14 protein-coding genes are annotated in these 18,087 nt (G+C 74.4%); 9 read left to right on the top strand and 5 right to left on the bottom strand.

Annotated elements, in window-relative coordinates; translation table 11 throughout:
• Window positions 1-75 precede the first annotated feature (75 nt).
• Complete coding sequence (locus ACWGJ2_RS06220) at window positions 76-3,423, bottom strand: sacsin N-terminal ATP-binding-like domain-containing protein (protein WP_453344897.1); 3,348 nt, start codon at window positions 3,421-3,423, stop codon at window positions 76-78.
• A gap of 799 nt (window positions 3,424-4,222) precedes the next feature.
• Window positions 4,223-5,197 carry a DUF3027 domain-containing protein gene (locus ACWGJ2_RS06215; protein WP_453344786.1) on the bottom strand — a complete coding sequence of 325 codons (975 nt, stop codon included), beginning with the start codon at window positions 5,195-5,197 and terminating at the stop codon, window positions 4,223-4,225.
• Between the two features lie 468 nt (window positions 5,198-5,665).
• Between ACWGJ2_RS06215 and ACWGJ2_RS06210 the strand changes: the two genes are divergently transcribed.
• Genes ACWGJ2_RS06210 through ACWGJ2_RS06195 form a run of 4 tightly spaced genes read left to right on the top strand, consistent with a single transcriptional unit; the run spans window position 5,666 to window position 9,287 of the window.
• Window positions 5,666-7,069: an MFS transporter gene (locus ACWGJ2_RS06210; protein WP_453344896.1), complete on the top strand. Its 1,404-nt coding sequence runs from the start codon at window positions 5,666-5,668 to the stop codon at window positions 7,067-7,069.
• Window positions 7,070-7,096: 27 nt separating this feature from the next.
• A complete protein-coding gene (locus ACWGJ2_RS06205; RefSeq protein ID WP_453344785.1) occupies window positions 7,097-7,585 on the top strand; it encodes a DUF2771 domain-containing protein in 489 nt (162 codons plus the stop codon).
• A gap of 29 nt (window positions 7,586-7,614) precedes the next feature.
• Entirely contained in the window at window positions 7,615-8,391 is a 777-nt protein-coding gene (locus ACWGJ2_RS06200; protein ID WP_453344784.1) for a futalosine hydrolase, read from the top strand.
• On the top strand, window positions 8,388-9,287 hold the full coding sequence (locus ACWGJ2_RS06195) for a 1,4-dihydroxy-6-naphthoate synthase (RefSeq protein WP_453344783.1): 900 nt from the start codon (window positions 8,388-8,390) through the stop codon (window positions 9,285-9,287). Before ACWGJ2_RS06200 ends, ACWGJ2_RS06195 begins: the two co-directional genes overlap by 4 nt.
• Before the next feature lie 120 nt (window positions 9,288-9,407).
• Here the strand turns inward: ACWGJ2_RS06195 and ACWGJ2_RS06190 are convergent, their stop codons facing one another.
• On the bottom strand, window positions 9,408-9,791 hold the full coding sequence (locus ACWGJ2_RS06190; RefSeq protein WP_453344782.1) for a cold-shock protein: 384 nt from the start codon (window positions 9,789-9,791) through the stop codon (window positions 9,408-9,410).
• Window positions 9,792-9,983: 192 nt separating this feature from the next.
• Here ACWGJ2_RS06190 and ACWGJ2_RS06185 point away from each other — a divergent pair, with 192 nt between their 5' ends.
• Window positions 9,984-10,214, top strand: coding sequence for a hypothetical protein (locus tag ACWGJ2_RS06185; protein ID WP_453344781.1), 231 nt, complete (start codon window positions 9,984-9,986; stop codon window positions 10,212-10,214).
• Window positions 10,215-10,243: 29 nt separating this feature from the next.
• On the opposite strand, the gene ACWGJ2_RS06180 is transcribed toward ACWGJ2_RS06185, so the two are convergent.
• Window positions 10,244-10,897, bottom strand: a complete 654-nt coding sequence (locus tag ACWGJ2_RS06180) for an HAD family hydrolase (RefSeq protein ID WP_453344780.1) — start codon at window positions 10,895-10,897, stop codon at window positions 10,244-10,246.
• 75 nt (window positions 10,898-10,972) lie between these two features.
• Here ACWGJ2_RS06180 and ACWGJ2_RS06175 point away from each other — a divergent pair, with 75 nt between their 5' ends.
• The 4 genes from ACWGJ2_RS06175 to ACWGJ2_RS06160 all read left to right on the top strand — a co-directional run bounded on the left by ACWGJ2_RS06175 (window position 10,973) and on the right by ACWGJ2_RS06160 (window position 15,799).
• Window positions 10,973-12,109: a FecCD family ABC transporter permease gene (locus ACWGJ2_RS06175; protein WP_453344779.1), complete on the top strand. Its 1,137-nt coding sequence runs from the start codon at window positions 10,973-10,975 to the stop codon at window positions 12,107-12,109.
• Window positions 12,110-12,789: 680 nt separating this feature from the next.
• Entirely contained in the window at window positions 12,790-13,875 is a 1,086-nt protein-coding gene (locus ACWGJ2_RS06170) for a FecCD family ABC transporter permease (RefSeq protein ID WP_453344778.1), read from the top strand.
• On the top strand, window positions 13,872-14,798 hold the full coding sequence (locus tag ACWGJ2_RS06165; protein ID WP_453344777.1) for an ABC transporter ATP-binding protein: 927 nt from the start codon (window positions 13,872-13,874) through the stop codon (window positions 14,796-14,798). The genes ACWGJ2_RS06170 and ACWGJ2_RS06165 overlap by 4 nt, the downstream gene beginning before the upstream one ends.
• A complete protein-coding gene (locus ACWGJ2_RS06160; protein WP_453344776.1) occupies window positions 14,795-15,799 on the top strand; it encodes an ABC transporter substrate-binding protein in 1,005 nt (334 codons plus the stop codon). The genes ACWGJ2_RS06165 and ACWGJ2_RS06160 overlap by 4 nt, the downstream gene beginning before the upstream one ends.
• A 26-nt stretch (window positions 15,800-15,825) precedes the next feature.
• Here the strand turns inward: ACWGJ2_RS06160 and ACWGJ2_RS06155 are convergent, their stop codons facing one another.
• Window positions 15,826-18,015: a CocE/NonD family hydrolase gene (locus tag ACWGJ2_RS06155; RefSeq protein WP_453344775.1), complete on the bottom strand. Its 2,190-nt coding sequence runs from the start codon at window positions 18,013-18,015 to the stop codon at window positions 15,826-15,828.
• Window positions 18,016-18,087: the final 72 nt, after the last annotated feature.

The raw sequence follows: 18,087 nt of genomic DNA, 5'->3' as shown, positions 1-18,087 counted from the left end.
CGCGAGGGCCCCCGGCCCCGCTCGCGGCGCCCTGCCCGTACGCCCCGTCCGTCCCGCCCGTCCCGCCCGTCCCGCTCAGTCGAACCAGCGTGCCGCCGCCAGCTCCGCCGCCCTGGTCAGGTCCTCCAGGAGTGCCGCCGTCTCGAAGCGCCGCGACCACTGGCCCGCCGCCCAGGCCAGCCCGGCGGCCACGCCTTCCAGCGTGGCCGCGTGGAGGACCCCGTCGGGGGTGAGGCGCCAGTCCAGTTCGGTGCCGTCGGCGAAGAGCTCGTCGTGCTCGCGGTACGTGCCGGGCGCGCCCGGCAGGAGGACGCGGACGGCCTCGGGCACATCGCGCTCCGTGCCCTCCCCCTCGACGGCGCCCTCGACCACCTCGCTGAGCCGCCGCACCTCCAGCACAGCGGCCAGCGCCCCGGCCCGCGCGGGGCTGACGGGGAGCAGGGCGCGGGAGCCCGCGAGGGGGATGAGGTCGGGCGCGTCAGCGACGACCGCGCCGCGCGCGTCCACGACCCCGACCTCGACCTCGCCCCCGGTCTCGGTCTCGGCGGCACGCGCCGCACCGCCGTCACCGCCGTCACCGTCACCGTCACCGTCCGCGAAGGTCACCGCGCGCAGTTCCTCCGGCAGCGTCACCTCGGACGGCTCCAGCTCGGCCAGCAGCCCGTAGAGGCCGTGCAACTGGGCCGCGCTCACCGGCAGCCGGTCGTCGGCCAGCCGGCCGAGGAGTTCGGCCGCGCCGCCCGGCTCCTCCAGCAGCGCGGCGGCCGACGTACGGATGCCCAGGGCCCGCAGCACCATCGCGTCGCCGAAGCCGGAGGCGTCGGCCTCCTCGTAGAGCCCGTCCAGCAGCGGATCGACCCCGGCGGCGCGCAGCCCGGCGGGACGGCGGCCGTCCAGTACGGGGTGGCCGCGCAGCCACCACGCGGTGTAGGGGCGCACCGTCTCCGTGATCCCGTCGGGGAGCAGGACCCGCACGGGCGCGGTCAGCGCGTCGCGCAGCGGCGGCTGCGCGAGCATGGCCAGCGCCTCGGGCCAGCGGTCGTCGTCGACCAGGTCCAGGTCCCGCACCGCCACGATCTCCGACGCGACGGGCGGCACGGCCGTCTCCGGGAGCTGGTCGAGCACGTCCTCGCACCACACGTCGACGGCGTCGAGCAGGCCGACGTCGTCCGGCTCGGCGAAGTCCGCGTCGCGCGGTTCCAGTTCGTCGGGGTCGAGGACGACGTCCGTCGCGCGCACGAGCGCGAAGCCCGCCTGCACGCCGACGGCCGTCAGCGGCTGCTCGCCCCAGCGTTCGGCCAGCTCGGCGTCGCAGGCGGCGAGTTCGCCCTCGCGGATGACGCGCTCGAAAGGGCTGCCCGGGTAGACGAGTTCGCCCGCGGGGGCCAGTTCGCCGTCCTCGTCGGGGAGAGCGAGCGCGCCGAGCCAGGGCTCGTCGCCGGGGGCGAGACGGGCGTCCCGTACGAGCCCGAGAACCGTTTCCGCAAGCTCCTCCGCGTCCAGCGGTCCGCGACGCCCGCCCGCGCCGCCCTCGTCCCCGCCCTGCTCCTCCAGGTGGTCGAGACGGTCCAGGTCCCAGTCGTCGTCGGCCTCCAGGGAGGCGGCGACCGCCGCGCGCACCTGGGGGGTGGTGAGCACGGAGCGCGGGGTCGCGGGCGTCGCGCCCAGCTTCTCCAGGAGCGGGTGCACGGCGTCGGCGTGGGCGACCTTCAGACCCAGGCGCCCGAGCCGTTCCGGCGCGATGACGGATTCGGGGAGGGGAAGGAGCACTTGCCGGGGCCCGATCGTCGTCCGCGCGCCCCCGGCGGCTCCGGCCTGGGCGCCCGCCAGCGGTACGGGAAGACCGGTCAGCCGGTCCGGGTCCACACCGGCCAGCGAGTCATAGAGCCGACGCCACCACTCCGGGGCGCGCACCACCCCGGCCAGGCGGTCGATGACCTCGCCCAGCGGGACGCGCGCGACCTCCAGCACGCGCAGCTCCGTGCGGCGCTCCAGCCCGGCGGGCAGCAGGCTCGGGAACAGCTCGGCCAGCACGTCCACCGTTCCGGCCCCGGCGCCCTCCACGATCTCCGCGTCGCGCGGACGCAGCACGACGGGCTCGCCGCGCGCGCCGGACCCGCCGTCGCTCGCCTCGTCCTCGTCGGTCGCGGCGCCCGCGAGGAACGGGACGCCAGGCAGCCGCTCCAGCAGCAGCCGTCGCAGCTCACCGTCCAGCTCGCCCTTGCCCAGCGGGCCCGGCACCAGCCCCACGGTGGCGGAGCTGACGGGCCGCCAGTCGCGCAGCAGCGCGGTGTACGCGTCGGCGGCGCGCGCCAGCAGGAAGTCCCTCAGCGGGCCCGGCGCGACGTGACGCCGCGTCGGCTCCAGCGGGAACGACGCGATGAGCAGCGCGGGCACGCCGAGCGGCTCGTCCGTGGGCGTGGGCGCGTGCACGAACGGCGCCGTACGCGGCCGTACGGGCGCCCCCTCCGCGTCCACAGGCACGGCCCAGGTCACCGACCAGGCCCGGCGCAGCCGCTCCTCGACGGGACGGTCGGCGAACAGCGCCGCGTCCGCGTACCCGCCATCGGTGGCGACCCGCCAGCGGGTCGGAGCGTCGGCGGCCGAGTCCTCAACCCGTACATACGGGCCCTCCTCGTGCCGCGTCAGCACGCGGGGACCGGCCACGTCCGGGTTGTGCGTCGTGTCCGGGGTCTCGACGACGATCTCGGCCAGGCCGGGGAGCGTCAGCAGCAGCGCGTCGTCGACGGCGTCGAGCAGGCGCTCCGTCAGCTCGCGCGCGGCCGTGTCGCGCAGCGGCAGCACGACGGCGGTGTCGTAGCCCTCCGGGGCCATGCCCTCGGCAGGCAGCGGGAGGCGCAGCAGCGGTACGTGGCCGTCGCGGCGCCGCAGTTCGTCCGCGAGCGCGGGGACGTCGCCGGTGGCGGCGCGCTCCAGCGCCAGCTCGCGGGCCTCGGTGAGCGACCAGCGGACGCCGCCCGTGCGGCTGACGACGGTCGGCTCGTCGGTGACGGCCAGCACGGCGGAGAACCCGACGCCGAAGCGGCCGACGGTCGGGGCGCCGTCCGACGACTCGGGGTTGTCCTCGCGCTTCGCGGAGGCGCGGAGCGTCGACAGGGACTCGACGCCCTCCGCGTCCAGGGGGCGGCCCGTGTTGGCGGCGACGAGCACGCCGTCGCGGAGCGTCAGGCGCAGCCGTCCGGGGACGCCTGCGCGGGCTGCCGCGTCCGAGGCGTTCTGGGCCAGCTCGACGATGAGGCGGTCGCGGTAGCCGCCGAGGACCAGTTCCTGCTCGGCGTTGGCGTCCTCGCGGAAACGGGTGCTGGACGCGGCCCACGCGTCCAGGACGCCGCGCCTGAGCCTTGCGGTGTTCAAGGGGTCCGTGTGCGTTTCCGCTGCTGCCCCGGGGTCGCCGCTCCCCATCACCGTCCCGCCGCCGCTCACGTCGTCTCCCTCCGTGCCGTGGGTACCGGCCTGCGGCCCGCGCCCGTCATCTGACGGGTGACGGTATCCCTACCGGGACGGCGCCACGAAGTCGGTCACCTCTACGCCCCGCGTGCGCTGTGCGGTTCGACGTTCGGGGGTGCCCTCTTCACGGGGCTGTTGCGCGGGACGCTCGGCCCGTGTGGTGCGCACTGTAGGGTCCCGCGCTGATTTTTGCGCCCCTCGTCGGGGTGCCGTCGTGTGGCTTGGCGCCGTGTTCGGCTGCCTGGCCGGTGGCTTCGGCGCGGCGTATGGACCGGTACGTCGCGGCTGGCGCCGCGTGATTCATGGCTCGGACCGTGGTTGTGGGGTTGGTGTGTGGGTGGGGTCGGTGCCGCGCCGGGGTGTCTCCTCGGGCGGCGACAAGTGCGGGTCTCGTTTACGGGTTTCCCCCGGCACTCGTCGCCACCACTTGCGGGGACACCCCACCACGTCCCCTCCCACCCGGTGGCCAACCGCAGGTCGGTGACCCCTCCACTTGTCCCCATGCTGTGTGCCCGCATCTGGCGGTACAGGCCCAGCCCCCACTGTTGTGGGCAGGCGTCCCGCTCGGCGAGGGGGCACCTTCCAGCGGTAGCTGGGGGAGGGCGGGCACAACCCGTGTCACCGGGCCGTCACACGCGCACGCAACCCCAAGAGGCACCAGGGAAGGCGCACCCCCGTGAGGCCGGGCACCCCGTGTGGGCTTCACCGCGCACCCCGTGAAGGGGGGCAACCGGTGAAGGGGCGACCCCGCGTTTCAGATTGCGCCCGTGCCGGGCGCGTCGTGGAGGGTGAAGTCGTCGGCGAGGGTTTCGTCGATGACGTGAGGGGGCGGCTGGGGCGGACGCGGCATCACCGCGGCCTCGGAGTGCCCCCCGCAGCCGAACGCCAACGACACGACCCGCCCGTCAGCGGGACTGAACTCGTTCGCGCAGACCCCGAACGCCTGCCGCAACGACCCGGACAGCGGTACAAGGAACCCGCAGCTCACACAGTTCGCGGGAGCGGCCTGCGCCATGGCCGTCTTGGGCCCGTAGGACTCCTCCCAGCGGTCGGCCGCCACGTGCAGCCCGTACCGGGACAGGACCCGCGGCCGCGGCATGCCCAGTTCCTCGGCGACAGCCGTGATGCTGCCCCGCGAGGGCGCACCGGCGGTCTCACCCGAAGCGTCCGGGGGCCCGGGCCGCACCTCGAGGTCCTCGACGCCGTCGGCCTCCGCACCGTCCCGCAGCGCCGCCCGCTCGGCCAGCTCCGCACGGTGCCGCGCCTCTTCGGAGAGCGCGGAGTTCGGCGGCGGCTCCTCCTCGCCGGAGAAGCCCGGCTCCAGCCGGAGATCCTCCGCTTCGGTCGGCAGGAGGTCGCCGGGCCCGAGGTCGCCGGGGCGCAGCCGCTCGCTCCAGGGCACCCATTCGGGGGCGAGGAGGGAGTCGGGCCCTGGGAGGAGGACGGTCTCGTCCAGCGTGACGACCTTCGCCCGCGAGGCGCGCGCGACCGTCGCCGCCCAGCGCCACCCGCGATAGGCGGGGTCGAGGCATTCGAAGAGGTGCGTCACCACGCGGTCGGCGTCGGCCACGGCCTCGATGTGCGGCCCGACCGACCCGCTTCCCGCGGTCTCCTCGACCGCCTCGCGCGCGAGGTCCACCGCCTCGGCGCACAGCCGGTCGGGGGCGCGGCGGGCGCGGGCGCTTCGCGTCGGCGACGCTGTCGTCGCGGCACTCGTCGCGGCACTCATGCAGCACTCACAAGAATCGTCTCTCCTACGCCGTAGCGCCGTTGTCGGCGTGCGCTGCCCGTACGGCGGCCGACGAAAGGACGGCGGGGAGTGGACGGAGCGGAACCCGAGGACCGCTGCGACGTCCGCGCCACCGCTCGGGGGCCGTGCGGAGCGCACCGTTTACCCACGCTACCCCACGGATTACGAGAGGTATGTAGGAGAGGGAGCTAAGAGGACTCCGAGAGGCGGCGCCGGGGCGCGCGGCGCGGCCCGTCGAGCGCCGGAATACGGCCGCGGCACGGGGCGCCGGGGCCCGTAAGCGGCCGTCGGGCACCCGTCCAAAGTCCCCCGGAAGGCCGCGCGGCGCGGGCTCCACACGGCGGAGCGGCCGTAACGGCGGGCGGAGCGGCGGCGGGGGTGACGGCCGGGGTGACGGGACACGGGGAACCCGTCGGTCACGCGTCCCGGGCGCGCCGCTGGGGCACACTGGAGTCCGTGGCGCCAGAGCCCCGTCCTCATCCGCTGCGGCGTGCGGCGCGTGCCGTAAGGCGCCCGCCCGCCGCGCTGGCGCGCCGTGTCCGCCGCGCGACGCACGCGCAGGGCGCGGGCGAGTCGGGTCTGGGCAAGCTGATCGAGCTGCACGCGGTGAACTCGGCGGGCGACATGATGATCACCGTCGCGCTCGCCTCGACCATCTTCTTCTCCGTGCCGACGGGCGAGGCGCGCGGCAGGGTCGCGCTGTACCTCCTCGTCACCATGGCCCCCTTCGCGCTGCTGGCGCCCGTGATCGGGCCGCTGCTGGACCGCGTGCCGCACGGGCGGCGCGCGGCGATGGCCGCGGCGATGCTGGCGCGGGCGCTGCTCGCGCTGGCGATGGCGGGGGCCGTGGCGACGGGCGGTCTTGAGCTGTATCCGGCGGCGCTCGGGGTGCTGGTGTCGTCGAAGGCGTACGGAGTGGTGCGCTCCGCCGTCGTGCCGCGACTGCTGCCGCGCGCGTTCTCGCTGGTCAAGGCGAATTCGCGGGTGACGCTCGCCGGGCTGCTCGCCACCGGTGCGGCGGCCCCGATCGGCGCCGGGCTGCATCAGCTCGGCGAACCCTGGCCGCTGTACGGGGCCTTCGCCGTCTTCGTCCTCGGCACCTTTCTCTCCTTCTCCCTCCCCCACAAGGTCGACTCGGCGAAGGGCGAGCGGCGCGCCCGCCTCGCCCCCGCGCACACGGAGCGGGGACAGGGGCGGGGGCAGCAGGAGCACACGCCCGAGGCGGACAGGGGCGGGGGCGGGAGCGGGCGGCGGCCGGGGCTGCGGACGGTCGGGGTCTCCGTGCGCGCCGGGCTCCTCGCCAACTCCTCGCTGCGCGCCCTCTCCGGCTTCCTCACCTTCTTCCTCGCCTTCCTGCTGCGCGAGCACCCGCTGTCGGGGCTGTCGGCGGCGTTCTCCCTCGCTCTCGCCGGCGTCGCGGCCGGTACGGGGAACGCGCTGGGCACGGCCATCGGCGCCTGGCTCAGGGCGCGCGGGCCCGAGGTGATCATCGCGACGGTGCTGGCCCTCGCGCTGGCCGCGACGGTGACGGCCGCCGCGCTCTACGGCACCGTCCTCGTGACCGCCGTCGCCGCCACCGCCGGAATCGCGCAGGCGCTCGGCAAGCTGTCGCTCGACGCGCTGATCCAGCGCGACGTGCCCGAGGAGGTCCGTACGTCGGCTTTCGCGCGCTCGGAGACGCTGATGCAGATGTCGTGGGTCGCGGGCGGGGCCGTCGGCATCGCGCTGCCGCTGATCGGGCCGCTCGGCATGGGTGTCGGCGCCGCCGTCGTCGCGGCCGGAGCGGCGACGACCGTACGGGGTCTGCTGACCTCAGCCGGACGCGGCACGCCGCACCCCCGCGTCGCCTGACCCCGACCGCCCGGTAGCCTGCCCGCTATGAGCTACGCGATCTCCCGGCGGGGTGTCCGCACCGCCACTGCCATCGGTGCCGTCTCCCTCGGCCTTCTCGCCCTCTCCGCCTGCGAGAAGCCCACCCCCGTGGCGACCGCGACCGTCAACGGCGACAGCGTGACCACAGAGGCCGCCTGCTACAACGACGGCAAGGCCATCCCGCAGGGTGAGGCCAAGAAGTGCCTGAGCGAGAAGGCCGAGAAGACCGTCACGGTCGGCCTGGGCGACAAGCTGCGCGTCGGCGTCGAGCCGGACATGGCCGAGGACGGCTGGCTGCTGTTCGTCAACGGCCAGCCCGCGCTGCCCGATCCGATCAAGAAGACGTACTACACCTTCCCCGGTGACGCCTTCTTCCAGCAGCAGAGCGCCGGCGGGCAGACCACCTCGACGGACACCGCGCAGGTCAGCATCGTCGTGGCGGACGGCAGCGAGTTCAAGGGCATCTGGCACCTGAAGCTCAAGAGCGACGACTGACCCCCACCAGCTCCCCAGGACCGCATCCCGTGAACGTCCTCGTCGTCACCGCCGTCGCACCCGAGCGCGACGCGGTGACGCGCGCCTGCGGCGAGGAGGCACGGGACACACAGCCGCGCGCCCTCCCCGGCGGCTACGAGGCACACCGCGTGCGGCCCGCCGACGCCGCCGACGACGGACCCGGCCAAGGCCCCCTCGTGCTCGACGTCCTGGCCGCCGGAGTCGGCCCCGCCGCCGCTGCCGCGGGGACGGCGACGGCGCTGACCGCGGCGGCCGTCGCGGACGAGCCGTACGGGCTGGTCGTCTCGGCGGGGATCGGCGGCGGCTTCGCGGCTTCCGGAGCGGGGGCCGGGGCGGGGGCGGGGGCGCCGCTCGGCGCTGTCGTCGTCGCGTCGGCGATCGTCGCGGCCGATCTGGGCGCCCGTACGGCCGAGGGCTTCGCGCCCGTCACCGCACTCGGCTTCGGCACCGACACGCACCACCCCCCGGCCGGTCTGGTGCGCGCCGCCGCCGGGGCGACGGGTGCCGTCACCGGGCCCGTGCTCACCGTCTCCACCGTGACCGGCACCGCCGAGCGGGCCGCCGAACTGGCCGCGCTCCACCCGGGCGCGGCCGCCGAGGCCATGGAGGGCTTCGGCGTCGCGGAGGCGGCCTCGGCGCACGGGGTGCCGGTGCTGGAGATCCGTACCGTCTCCAACCCCGTCGGACCCCGCGACCGCGCCGCGTGGCGCATCCCCGAGGCGCTCGGCGTGCTCGGGGGTGCCTTCGAGGCACTGTTGCCCGTGCTGCGAGCATGGAAGGCATGAGCAGCACCGACAGCGACAGCGGCAGCGACACCGGAACGGGCGTCGGCGGACCGCTGAAGATCGCGTTCTCACCGTGCCCCAATGACACCTTCGCCTTCGACGCCTGGGCCCACGGCCGCGTCCCCGGCGCTCCCCCGCTCGACGTCACCTTCGCCGACATCGACATCACCAACGGCATGGCCGAACGCGGCGAACTGGACATCCTGAAGGTGTCCTACGCGGTGCTGCCCTGGGTGCTGGAGGAGTACGCGCTGCTGCCGTGCGGCGGCGCGCTCGGCCGTGGCTGCGGCCCGCTGGTCCTCACCCGCGAATCCGGCACGTCCGGTACGTCGCTGAGCGGCAGGACGGTCGCCGTGCCGAGCGAGCGCTCGACGGCGTACCTCCTCTTCCGGCTGTGGGCGGCCGACGAGGTGCCGGGCGGCGTCGGCGAGGTCGTCGTGATGCCGTTCCACGAGATCATGCCCGCCGTGCGCGACGGCAAGGTGGACGCCGGACTGGTCATCCACGAGGCCCGGTTCACCTACCAGGAGTACGGCCTGCACTGCCTCGCCGACATGGGCGAGCACTGGGAGGCCACCACCGGGCTGCCCATCCCGCTCGGCGCCATCATCGCCAAACGCTCGCTGGGCGAGGAGACGCTGCGCGTCCTGGCGGAGTCGGCGACGGCGTCCGTACGGATGGCCTGGGACGACACCGAGGCGTCGCGCCCATACGTAATGGAACACGCGCAGGAGATGGACCCGGCCGTCGCCGATCAGCACATCGGGCTCTACGTCAACGAGTTCACGGCCGACCTCGGCGAGGACGGCTACGCGGCGGTGCGCGGCCTGCTCACCAGGGCGGCGGCGGAAGGGCTCGTGCCGCCGCTGCGGCCGGACGCGCTGGCCTTCCCGTAGACACGTCGCATCGGCGTCGGCGTCGACGTCGGCGCGTGATCGGCCGGTCGGCCGGTAGGTGAAACAGGTCCCGGGGCGGTGGCGGACCGCCCCGGGCGCCCTGGACGGGGGCGGCGGGGCTCAGACGTCCAGTTGGTCGGCCACGGCGCGGAGCATGCCCGCGATCTTGCGGCCGTGCTGCTTGTCCGGGTAACGGCCGCGCTCCAGGGACTGCGAGACGCCGTCCAGCAGGGTGGTGAGGTCCTGGACGATGGAGGCCAGTTCGTCCGGCTTGCGGCGCTGGGCCGCCGCGACAGAGGGCGCAGGGTCGAGCAACGCGACCGAGAGTGCCTGGTCACCGCGCTGGCCTGCGACGACGCCGAACTCCACACGCTGTCCGGGCTTGAGGCTGTCCACGCCGTCGGGGAGCACTGACGAGTGCACGAAGACGTCACCGCCGTCGTCGCGGGAGAGGAAGCCGAAGCCCTTCTCACTGTTGAACCACTTGACCTTGCCGGTAGGCACGTCTGTCCTCGTCCTCGTACTCGTCCGGGCAGCCGGGCTGCCGCAACCTGGAAACAACCTGAAAAGGGTCTGAATAGCAGTCGAGCGGGCCGCATGACCCGCTAAGCACCAAGGCTAATGGTCCGGAGCCCGGTGACAAGATGCCGCCGAGGGGTTCCTCGGTGCACTTGCTCACCGAATTACCCTGGGCTTGTGAACGCTGAAACGTCCCGCGCTGGTGATCTTCTCGTACGCCTCGGAGGCGTCGTCTTCCTCCTCGGCGCCGTCGCCACGGTGGTCACCGTGGCCCCGCTGTTCCTGGGTACGGAGCCCTTTCCCGCCCCCGCGTACTTCGTCTGCATGCTGATGGGCGCGGGCTTCGTGCTCGCCGCGGCGGGGCTCGTGCGGTCGGCGGCGGCGCAGCGGCGCGCGGCGAAGTCGTAGCCCCCGGGGTCCAGGGTGCCCGTGAGGGCTCAGGCCGCCGTGTACGCGGCCAGCCAGGCGGGGAACTCCCCGAGCCCGCCCTCCAGCACCACGTCCGCACCGGCCTCGCGCAGCTCCGCCGCGTCGCACGGCCCCGTCGGCACCGCGACCGAGAGCGCGCCGGCGGCCTTCGCGCCGCGCACGTCGCCGATGTGGTCGCCGACGTAGACCGTCGCGCCGTGCTCGCGCAGCGCCTCCGCCTTGGCCTCCGCCCACAGCCAGCCGACGGTCGCGTCCGGCTCGATGCCCAGGTGCGCGAGGTGCAGTTTCGCGTTCGGCTCGTGCTTCGCTGTGACGACGACGGCCCGGCCGCCCGCGGCCCGCACCGCGGCGACCGCCTCCCGCGCGCCCGGCATGGCCGGGGACGGGGCGATGGCGTACGCGGGGTACAGCTCGCGGTAGCGCTCGCCCACCGCCGCGATCTCCTCGGCCGGGAACCAGTGCGCCAGCTCCGTCTCCAGCGGCGGGCCGAGGCGGGTGATGGCGAGATCCGCGTCGATGTACGTGCCGGTCTCGGCGCGCAGCGCCTCGTACGTGGCCTTGATGCCAGGACGGGAGTCGATCAGCGTCATGTCGAGATCGAAGCCGACGGTCGGGCCGTGTGAGGGCTGCTGGGGCGAGACGTGCGAATCCATGTCGAACATTCTGCCTTGCCAAGGCCCGTAAACTGAGGTCCGCCTAAGCTGACCGATCCCCGCGAGCCAAGTGCCGAGGACGCGATGCCAGTTGCTCCGACGACTCCACCGCACCGGCCCTCGCACGGCACGGCCGACGACGGTGGCGGCGGCCGGTCCGACGGGCCGCACGGAGGCGGACGCTCCGGTGCCGCGCGGCGTGCGGCGGCCGTCCGGCGGGCCGGGTTCCTCCTCGGCGCCTGTGGCGCGCTGGTGTGCGCGGTGCTGCTGAGCCTCGCGGTCGGGGCGCGGCCGATCGCGCCGGCGGTGGTGTGGGACGTCCTCCTGCACGGCGGCGACGGCGACGCGGCGGAGGTCGTGCGCACACTGCGCGTCCCGCGCACGGTCGTCGGCGTGCTGGTCGGCGCCGCGCTCGGTCTCGCGGGCACGGTCATGCAGGGCCTGACCCGCAACCCCATCGCCGAGCCCGGCATCCTCGGCGTCAGCCAGGGCGCGTCAGCGGGTGTCGTGTGCGCCATCGCCTTCGCCGGGGTGCACACGCTGGCCGGGTACGTCTGGTTCGCGTTCCTCGGCGCGGCGGTCGCCGGAGTCGCGGTCTACGCGATCGCCGCGCGGACGGCGGCGCGGGGCGGCGTGGGCGGCGCCGGCCCCGTCACGCTGGCCCTCGCGGGGGCGGCCGTCAACGCGCTCCTCGTCTCCGTCATCTCCGCGATCCTGACGACGCGGGCCGCCGCGCTGGACGAGTTCCGCTTCTGGCAGGTCGGCTCGCTCACGGGGCGCGACGCGCAGATCGCGGGCCAGGTCTGGCCGTTCCTCCTCGCCGGCGTGCTGCTCGTCCTCGTCGCGGCGCGCGGGCTGGACGCGCTGGCGCTGGGCGAGGACGTGGCGAAGGGGCTCGGGCAGAACGTCGCGACGGTGCGGGTGGTGGGCGGCCTCGGCGCGACCGTCCTCACCGGGGTGGGGGTGGCCGCCGCCGGGCCCATCGCGTTCGTGGGGCTCGCCGTGCCGCATGTCGCTCGCGCGGTGGTGGGGGGCGGGCACCGGTGGCTGCTGCCCATGGCCGCGGTGCTGGGGGCGACGGTGCTTGTCGTCTCCGACGTGGTGGGGCGCGTGGTGCTGCGGCCCGGTGAGGTCCCGGCAGGCGTGCTGACGGCGCTCCTCGGCGCCCCGTTCCTCATCGCCCTGCTCCGGCGCGGCCCCCCTTCGCGGGGCGCGCCATGAAGCACAGGGTTCCCCCTTCACCGGGACGGCACCCCTTCACGGGGCGCGGGGTGAAGCCCTCACGGGGTGCGCCGACCCAATTGCCCCCTGGGCTTTCGTCCGCGTGCTGCGGCCCGGTGGCACGGGTTGTGCCCACCCTCCTCCAGCTAACGCTGGGAGGTGCCCCCTCGCCGAGCGGAACGCCTGCCCACAACAATGGCGAGCCGTCGCCGTCGGCTTCCCCAACAGGGGCGGAGCCCCTCCGGCACGGCGCCGGTCCACAGCGTGGGAACAAGCGGAGGGGGCACCGACCGTTCGTTGGCCACCGGGTGGGAGGGGGTGCGGTGGGGTGTCCCCGCAAGTGGTGGCGACGAGTGCCGGGGGAAAGCAAGCAACGAGACCCGCACTTGTCGCCGCCCGAGGAGACACCCCGGCGCGGCACCGACCCCCACCACACAGCAACCCCACAACCACCGGCCGAAACCAAGAATCACGCGGCGCCAGCCGCACCGCACCGCAACCACACGCCGCGCCGAAGCCACCGGGCCGCACCCGGAACACAACGCCCCGCACAGCGCAGCGTCCCGCCCCACGTGCTGGGGCACAAAAATTGGCGCGGGACCCTACGGCAACCCCGTCACCGGCCAACCGTCCCGCGCAACACCCCATGCAGGGGCCAACCCCGGAAGGGGAGTTGACGGATGAGTGACGTGCGATCCCTCAGGGTGGGGGCGGTCTCGTTCCTGGTGCATCGGCGTGCCGGCGCCACCGCCGCCACGCTCGCCGTGGCACTCGCCGCGGCGACCGTCGCGGCCCTCGCCCTCGGCGAGACCACCGTGTCACCGGCCGAGGTCATCAGGGTCCTGCTCGACCAGCCGTCTCCGGACGAGCTGGTCGTCCGCACGCTCCGCCTCCCCCGCCTCCTCGTCGGCCTCATGGCGGGCGCCGCGCTGGGCGTCGCCGGAGCCCTGATCCAGACCGTCGCCCGCAACCCCCTCGCGAGCCCGGAGATCATCGGCGTCACGCACGGCGCGGCCGCGGTGACGGTGGGCGCGATGACGTTCGGGGTGACGTCGTCCGCCGTACTGCCGTATCTCTCCGTCGCGGGCGGCGTCCTCGCCGCCGCGCTGGTGTACGCCGTCGCCTGGCGCGGCGGCCCGCACGCCGCGCGGCACGCGGCCCGCTTCGTGCTGATCGGCATCGGCGTCTCCGTCGCGCTGCGCTCCGTCACCCAGCTCTTCCTGACCAAGGGCGACTATCTGGTGGCGCAGCAGGCCAAGGTGTGGATGACCGGTTCGCTGAACGGCCGGGGCACGGAGCAGGCGGTGCCGTTGGGTGTCGCGCTGCTGGTGGCGCTGCCGTGCGTGGTGTGGGCGGCGCGCGCGCAGCGGAACGTCGTCCTCGACGACGACACCGCCACCGCGCTCGGCGTCCGTCTCGGCCGCACCCGGCTGGGCCTGACGCTGACGGGCGTCGTGCTGGCCTCGGTCGCCACGGGCGCGGCGGGCCCCGTCGACTTCGTCGCGCTGCTGGCCCCGCAGATCGCGCGCCGCCTCACCCGTACCGCGCAGATCCCGCTGCTGTCCTCGGCCCTGCTCGGCGCGGTCATCGTCACCGTCGGCGATCTGCTGGCGCGCAGGCTGTTCGCGCCGACGGAGCTGCCCGTGGGGGTGCTGACGGCGGCGATCGGCGCCCCGTATCTGATCTGGCTGCTGCTGCGGAGCGGTGGCGGCGGCCGGGTTCCCCATGCCCGGACCCGTAACTCCCGTACCGGAGCCACCGCATGAGCAGCAGCACGGACCGCACACCCTCCCGGCTCGCCGCGCGGGGGCTGACGCTCGCGTACGACGACCGCACGGTCGTCACCGGACTGGACCTCGACGTGCCGGACGGCGAGGTCACCGTCGTCGTCGGCCCGAACGCCTGCGGCAAGTCCACGACGCTGCGCGCGCTGGGGCGGCTGCTGAAGCCGCGCGGCGGCAGTGTGCTGCTGGACGGGCGGGAGCTGGCGAGCGTGCCGACGCGGCAGATCGCCCTGGCGGTCGGCCTGTTGCCGCAGTCGCCCGCCGCGCCGGAGGCGATCACCGTCGCGGATCTCGTCTCGCGCGGCCGTCAGCCGCATCAGCGCTGGTGGCAGCAGTGGTCGGCGGAGGACGAGCGCGCGGTGACGGACGCGATGGAGCGCACGGACACGGCCGGGCTCGCCGCGCGCCCCGTGGACGAGCTGTCGGGCGGGCAGCGGCAGCGCGTGTGGATCGCGATGGCGCTGGCGCAGGAGACGGATCTGCTGCTGCTCGACGAGCCGACGACGTATCTCGACATCGCCCACCAGGTCGAAGTCCTGGACCTGGTGCGGCAGTTGAACCGCGAACGCGGCCGTACGGTCGTGATGGTGCTGCACGACCTCAACCAGGCGGCGCGCTACGCCGACCACCTCGTCGCCATGCGGGAGGGCCGGATCGTGGCGCGGGGGCGGCCCTCGGACATCGTCGACGCGCGTCTCGTACGGGAGGTCTTCGGGCTGGAGTCGGTCGTGGTGCCCGACCCGGTGACGGGCTCGCCCCTGGTCGTGCCGGGGTCGCCGTGGCAGCCGGACGACGGTCACGGCCACAGCCACGGTCACGCACACGGCCACGGCGAGGCCCCCGAGGACGCCGTCCCCCTCCGTTCCCCGAGCACGTCCCGCTCTCCCAGGAAGGCGAACCCATGAAGGCGACCTCCCCCTCGTCCCTCCACCGACGGCGCCGTGCCGCCGCCGTCGCGCTCGTGCTCTCGGCCGCGCTGGGCCTCTCGGCGTGCGGCGCCGGCGCGGACCCGGACCCGGACTCGGACGGAGGCGCGAAGCGGAACCAGGGCACGCACCCCGTGAAGACGGCCAAGGGCGTGGTCTCCGTGCCGAACGAACCGGAGCGCGTGGTGGTCCTGGACACCGCCGAGCTGGACTCCGCGATCACGCTGGGCGTCAAGCCGGTCGGCGCGACGAAGGCGGACGTCGGCAAGAGCTTCCTCGGCTATCTGCCCGACGAGAAAGTGGAGGGCATCGAGAACGTCGGCACCATCGGCTCACCCAGCCTGGAGAAGATCGCCGCACTGAACCCGGACCTCATCCTCACCAGCGCCGTGCGGGACGACAAGAACTACTCGCAGCTCAAGGCCATCGCCCCCACGGTGATGACCGAGTCGACGGGCTACCCCTGGAAGCGGAACTTCCGCACGCACGCCGACGCGCTCGGCAAGAAGGACGAGGCCGAGAAGGTCCTCGCCGACTACGAGCGGCACGCGGGCGAGGTCACCGCCGCGCTCGGCGGCGCGGCGGAGGCGAAGGACATCGAGACGAACGTCGTCCGGTTCGTCGAGGGCGCCGACACCCGCGTCTACGGCGAGAAGAGCTTCATCGCCACCGTCCTCAAGGACGTCGGCCTCGGCCGCCCGAAGGTGGCGCGGGAGGCGAAGGACTACGGCGGCCTGGCGACGGACATCAGCCCCGAGCGGATCGACGAGGCCGACGCGGACGCCGTCTTCTACACCTCCTACGGCAGTCCCGGGAAGTCGGGCGAGGCCAAGGCGGTCAAGAGCCCGCTGTGGAAGAACATGCGGGCGGTGAAGGACGGCAAGGTCTTCCACGTCGAGGACGAGCTGTGGATCCAGGGCATCGGCTACACGGCGGCGAACCGCGTCCTGGACGAGATCGAGAAGGACCTCGCGGGCTGACGTCCCGGACGGGGACACTCACACCTTCACACCTGGTCCCTGGGCACGGAGAACGTCCACGTACGCGCGAAGACCTCGCGCTCGGCGGCACCCTCCCCGTCGGCCTCGGCCCCGGTCACGGCCTCGTAGGCGGCCAGGTGGTTGACGACGCAGAACTCGTGCGCGTCGGCGGTCATCCGGGAACGGGTGTGCACGCGCACGGCCCACTCTCCTCTGCTCAGTGTCTCCTCGCGCTCGCTCTCGACGGTCGCCGAGAGCGGGTCGCCCTCGACGAGGCGGAAGCGGTCGAGAGCCTCGCCGCCGCGGGTCAGCCCGTCGGCGTGGTCGGTCATGACGCCGTCGGCCGGGGTGGTGGTGATCACCTGTTCGCCGGTCTCCGCGTCGTACTCGACGCGCCGCTCGCCCGGGATCGGGGTCAGCCAGACGCTGTGCGGCGGGCCCTCGCGGGGCGGGCCGTACGGGCGCAGCGCGGCCTCCTCGTCGGGGCGCGGCTCCCGTACGGGAAGCGTCAGTTCGCCGTACCCGGTGTCGAGCGTGAGCGCCACCTCCTCGGGCGAGGGCCAGGCCCACGGCCACAGCGAGGCGGAGACGGCGACGCGCACCCTGTTGCCCGCGCCGAAGGCGTGCCCTGTCGCGAAGAGCGGCACGGTCACCTCATAGGCCCGGCCCGGCTCCAGCGGGCCGGGCTCGGCGTGCCCGTCGCGATGGGTGAGGTTGAGCAGGCCCGTCGTGACCAGCCGCGAGCTGCCGTCAGGGGCGACCTCGCACAGCCGCACGGCCAACTGCGCCTGGGGGCGGTCGCTGGTGACGCGCAGGGTGACCTCGGGCGCGCCCAGGATCTCCAGCCTCTCGGGGAGCGGGGGTCCGGTGAAGGTGTACGAGCGGCCGTCGTCGGCGGCCTGGTCCGTGTCCCGGCCCGGCACGTCACCGGACTTGAGGAAGTCGCCGGAGGCGGCGCCGAGTGCGAGCGGCGAGCGCAGCACGGCGGTCCCGGGCCCGCCGTCCGGGCTGGTCAACCCGCCCGGTCCGGCCAGTGGGGTGCGGCGGTGCTGGACGCCGGGCGCGGGCCAGGACGGCTCGGCGACCCAGCGTCCGGGGCGCGTCTCACGGTCGGAGCCGACGGGTACGGGGTCCGGCATCCACACGCGCAGCCGGGGCTCGTCCATGATCCCGTCGCCGGTGTCGGTGTCCTCGTCACCGTCGGGGACGTCGGGGACGTCGGGGCCCATCCAGTGCGCGAACCAGCGCACGCACTCGCCCTGGAAGTCCATCGCGGGCCCGGGCTCCGCCTGGTGCGGGTAGGTGTGCGCCCAGGGCCCGATCATGGCCTTGACGGGCACGCCCACCGCGTCCAGGCCCTCCATCAGCCGGAGGACGGCTCCCCTGTGCGGGTCGAGCCAGCCGCCGACCGCGTAGACGGGCACCTTGATCGCGGAGTAGTCCTCGCAGACCGAGCCGTGCGCCCAGTACGCGTCCCGCCGCTGGTGGGAGACCCACTCCTCGGCGTACGGGACGGTCTTCTCCAGTCGCTCCAGCCACTTCGCGCGCCAGGAGTCGCCGAGCACGGCGGGGTCTCCGGCGCGTGCGTTGCAGGCGAGCATCGTCGCCGCCCAGGGCAGCATCTCGGAGGCGAGCAGCGAGCCGCCCGAGTAGTGCACGTCGTCCGCGTAGCGGTCGTCGGTGGAGCAGACGGTGACGACGCAGCGCAACTGGGGCGGGTCGAGCGCGGCGATCTGGAGCCCGTTGAAGCCGCCCCAGGACTTGCCGATGATCGCGACCTGCCCGTCGGACCACTCCTGCTCCTCGATCCAGGCGAGGACTTCGAGCGCGTCGGCCAGCTCGGTGGGGTGGTACTCGTCGAGCATGACGCCGTCCGAGTCCCCGCTGCCACGGCAGTCGACGCGGACCGCCGCGTACCCTGCCCGCGCGAACTGCCCGTGGAGGGTGACGTCGCGAGGCGCGGTGCCGTCGTTCTTGCGGTACGGGATGTACTCCAGCACCGCCGGGACGGGCCCCGTCGCGTCGGCGGGCAGCCAGACACGGGCGGCGAGCCGCGTCCCGTCCTTGAGCGGTATCCACACGTGCCGCAGGACGCGGACGGGGTGGTCGCGGCGTGCGGAGGGGTCGCGGTGCGCGGGTGCGGATGCGGGTGCGGATGCGGGTGCGGATGCGGGCCGTGTGCCTCCGCTGGAGGGGGAAGTTCCGGTGGTACGCATGGCCGGACCCTAGACGAGCACACGGCGCCCATCTGCCCCTGTATGCAGGGGTTTTCACCCCTTGTGCGGTCG

It is taken from the genome of Streptomyces sp. NPDC054796, assembly GCF_053611545.1.
This window is presented reverse-complemented; position numbering and strand designations above follow the sequence as displayed.

Excerpts from the sequence above, each read along its gene's own strand:
- ACWGJ2_RS06170 (WP_453344778.1), top strand. The coding sequence starts at position 12,790 with ATGAGTGACGTGCGATCCCTCAGGGTGGGGGCGGTCTCGTTCCTGGTG.
- ACWGJ2_RS06195 (WP_453344783.1), top strand. The coding sequence starts at position 8,388 with ATGAGCAGCACCGACAGCGACAGCGGCAGCGACACCGGAACGGGCGTC.
- ACWGJ2_RS06165 (WP_453344777.1), top strand. The coding sequence starts at position 13,872 with ATGAGCAGCAGCACGGACCGCACACCCTCCCGGCTCGCCGCGCGGGGG.
- ACWGJ2_RS06215 (WP_453344786.1), bottom strand. The coding sequence starts at position 5,197 with ATGAGTGCCGCGACGAGTGCCGCGACGACAGCGTCGCCGACGCGAAGC.
- ACWGJ2_RS06180 (WP_453344780.1), bottom strand. The coding sequence starts at position 10,897 with ATGTTCGACATGGATTCGCACGTCTCGCCCCAGCAGCCCTCACACGGC.
- ACWGJ2_RS06175 (WP_453344779.1), top strand. The coding sequence starts at position 10,973 with ATGCCAGTTGCTCCGACGACTCCACCGCACCGGCCCTCGCACGGCACG.
- ACWGJ2_RS06205 (WP_453344785.1), top strand. The coding sequence starts at position 7,097 with ATGAGCTACGCGATCTCCCGGCGGGGTGTCCGCACCGCCACTGCCATC.
- ACWGJ2_RS06220 (WP_453344897.1), bottom strand. The coding sequence starts at position 3,423 with ATGGGGAGCGGCGACCCCGGGGCAGCAGCGGAAACGCACACGGACCCC.
- ACWGJ2_RS06155 (WP_453344775.1), bottom strand. The coding sequence starts at position 18,015 with ATGCGTACCACCGGAACTTCCCCCTCCAGCGGAGGCACACGGCCCGCA.
- ACWGJ2_RS06160 (WP_453344776.1), top strand. The coding sequence starts at position 14,795 with ATGAAGGCGACCTCCCCCTCGTCCCTCCACCGACGGCGCCGTGCCGCC.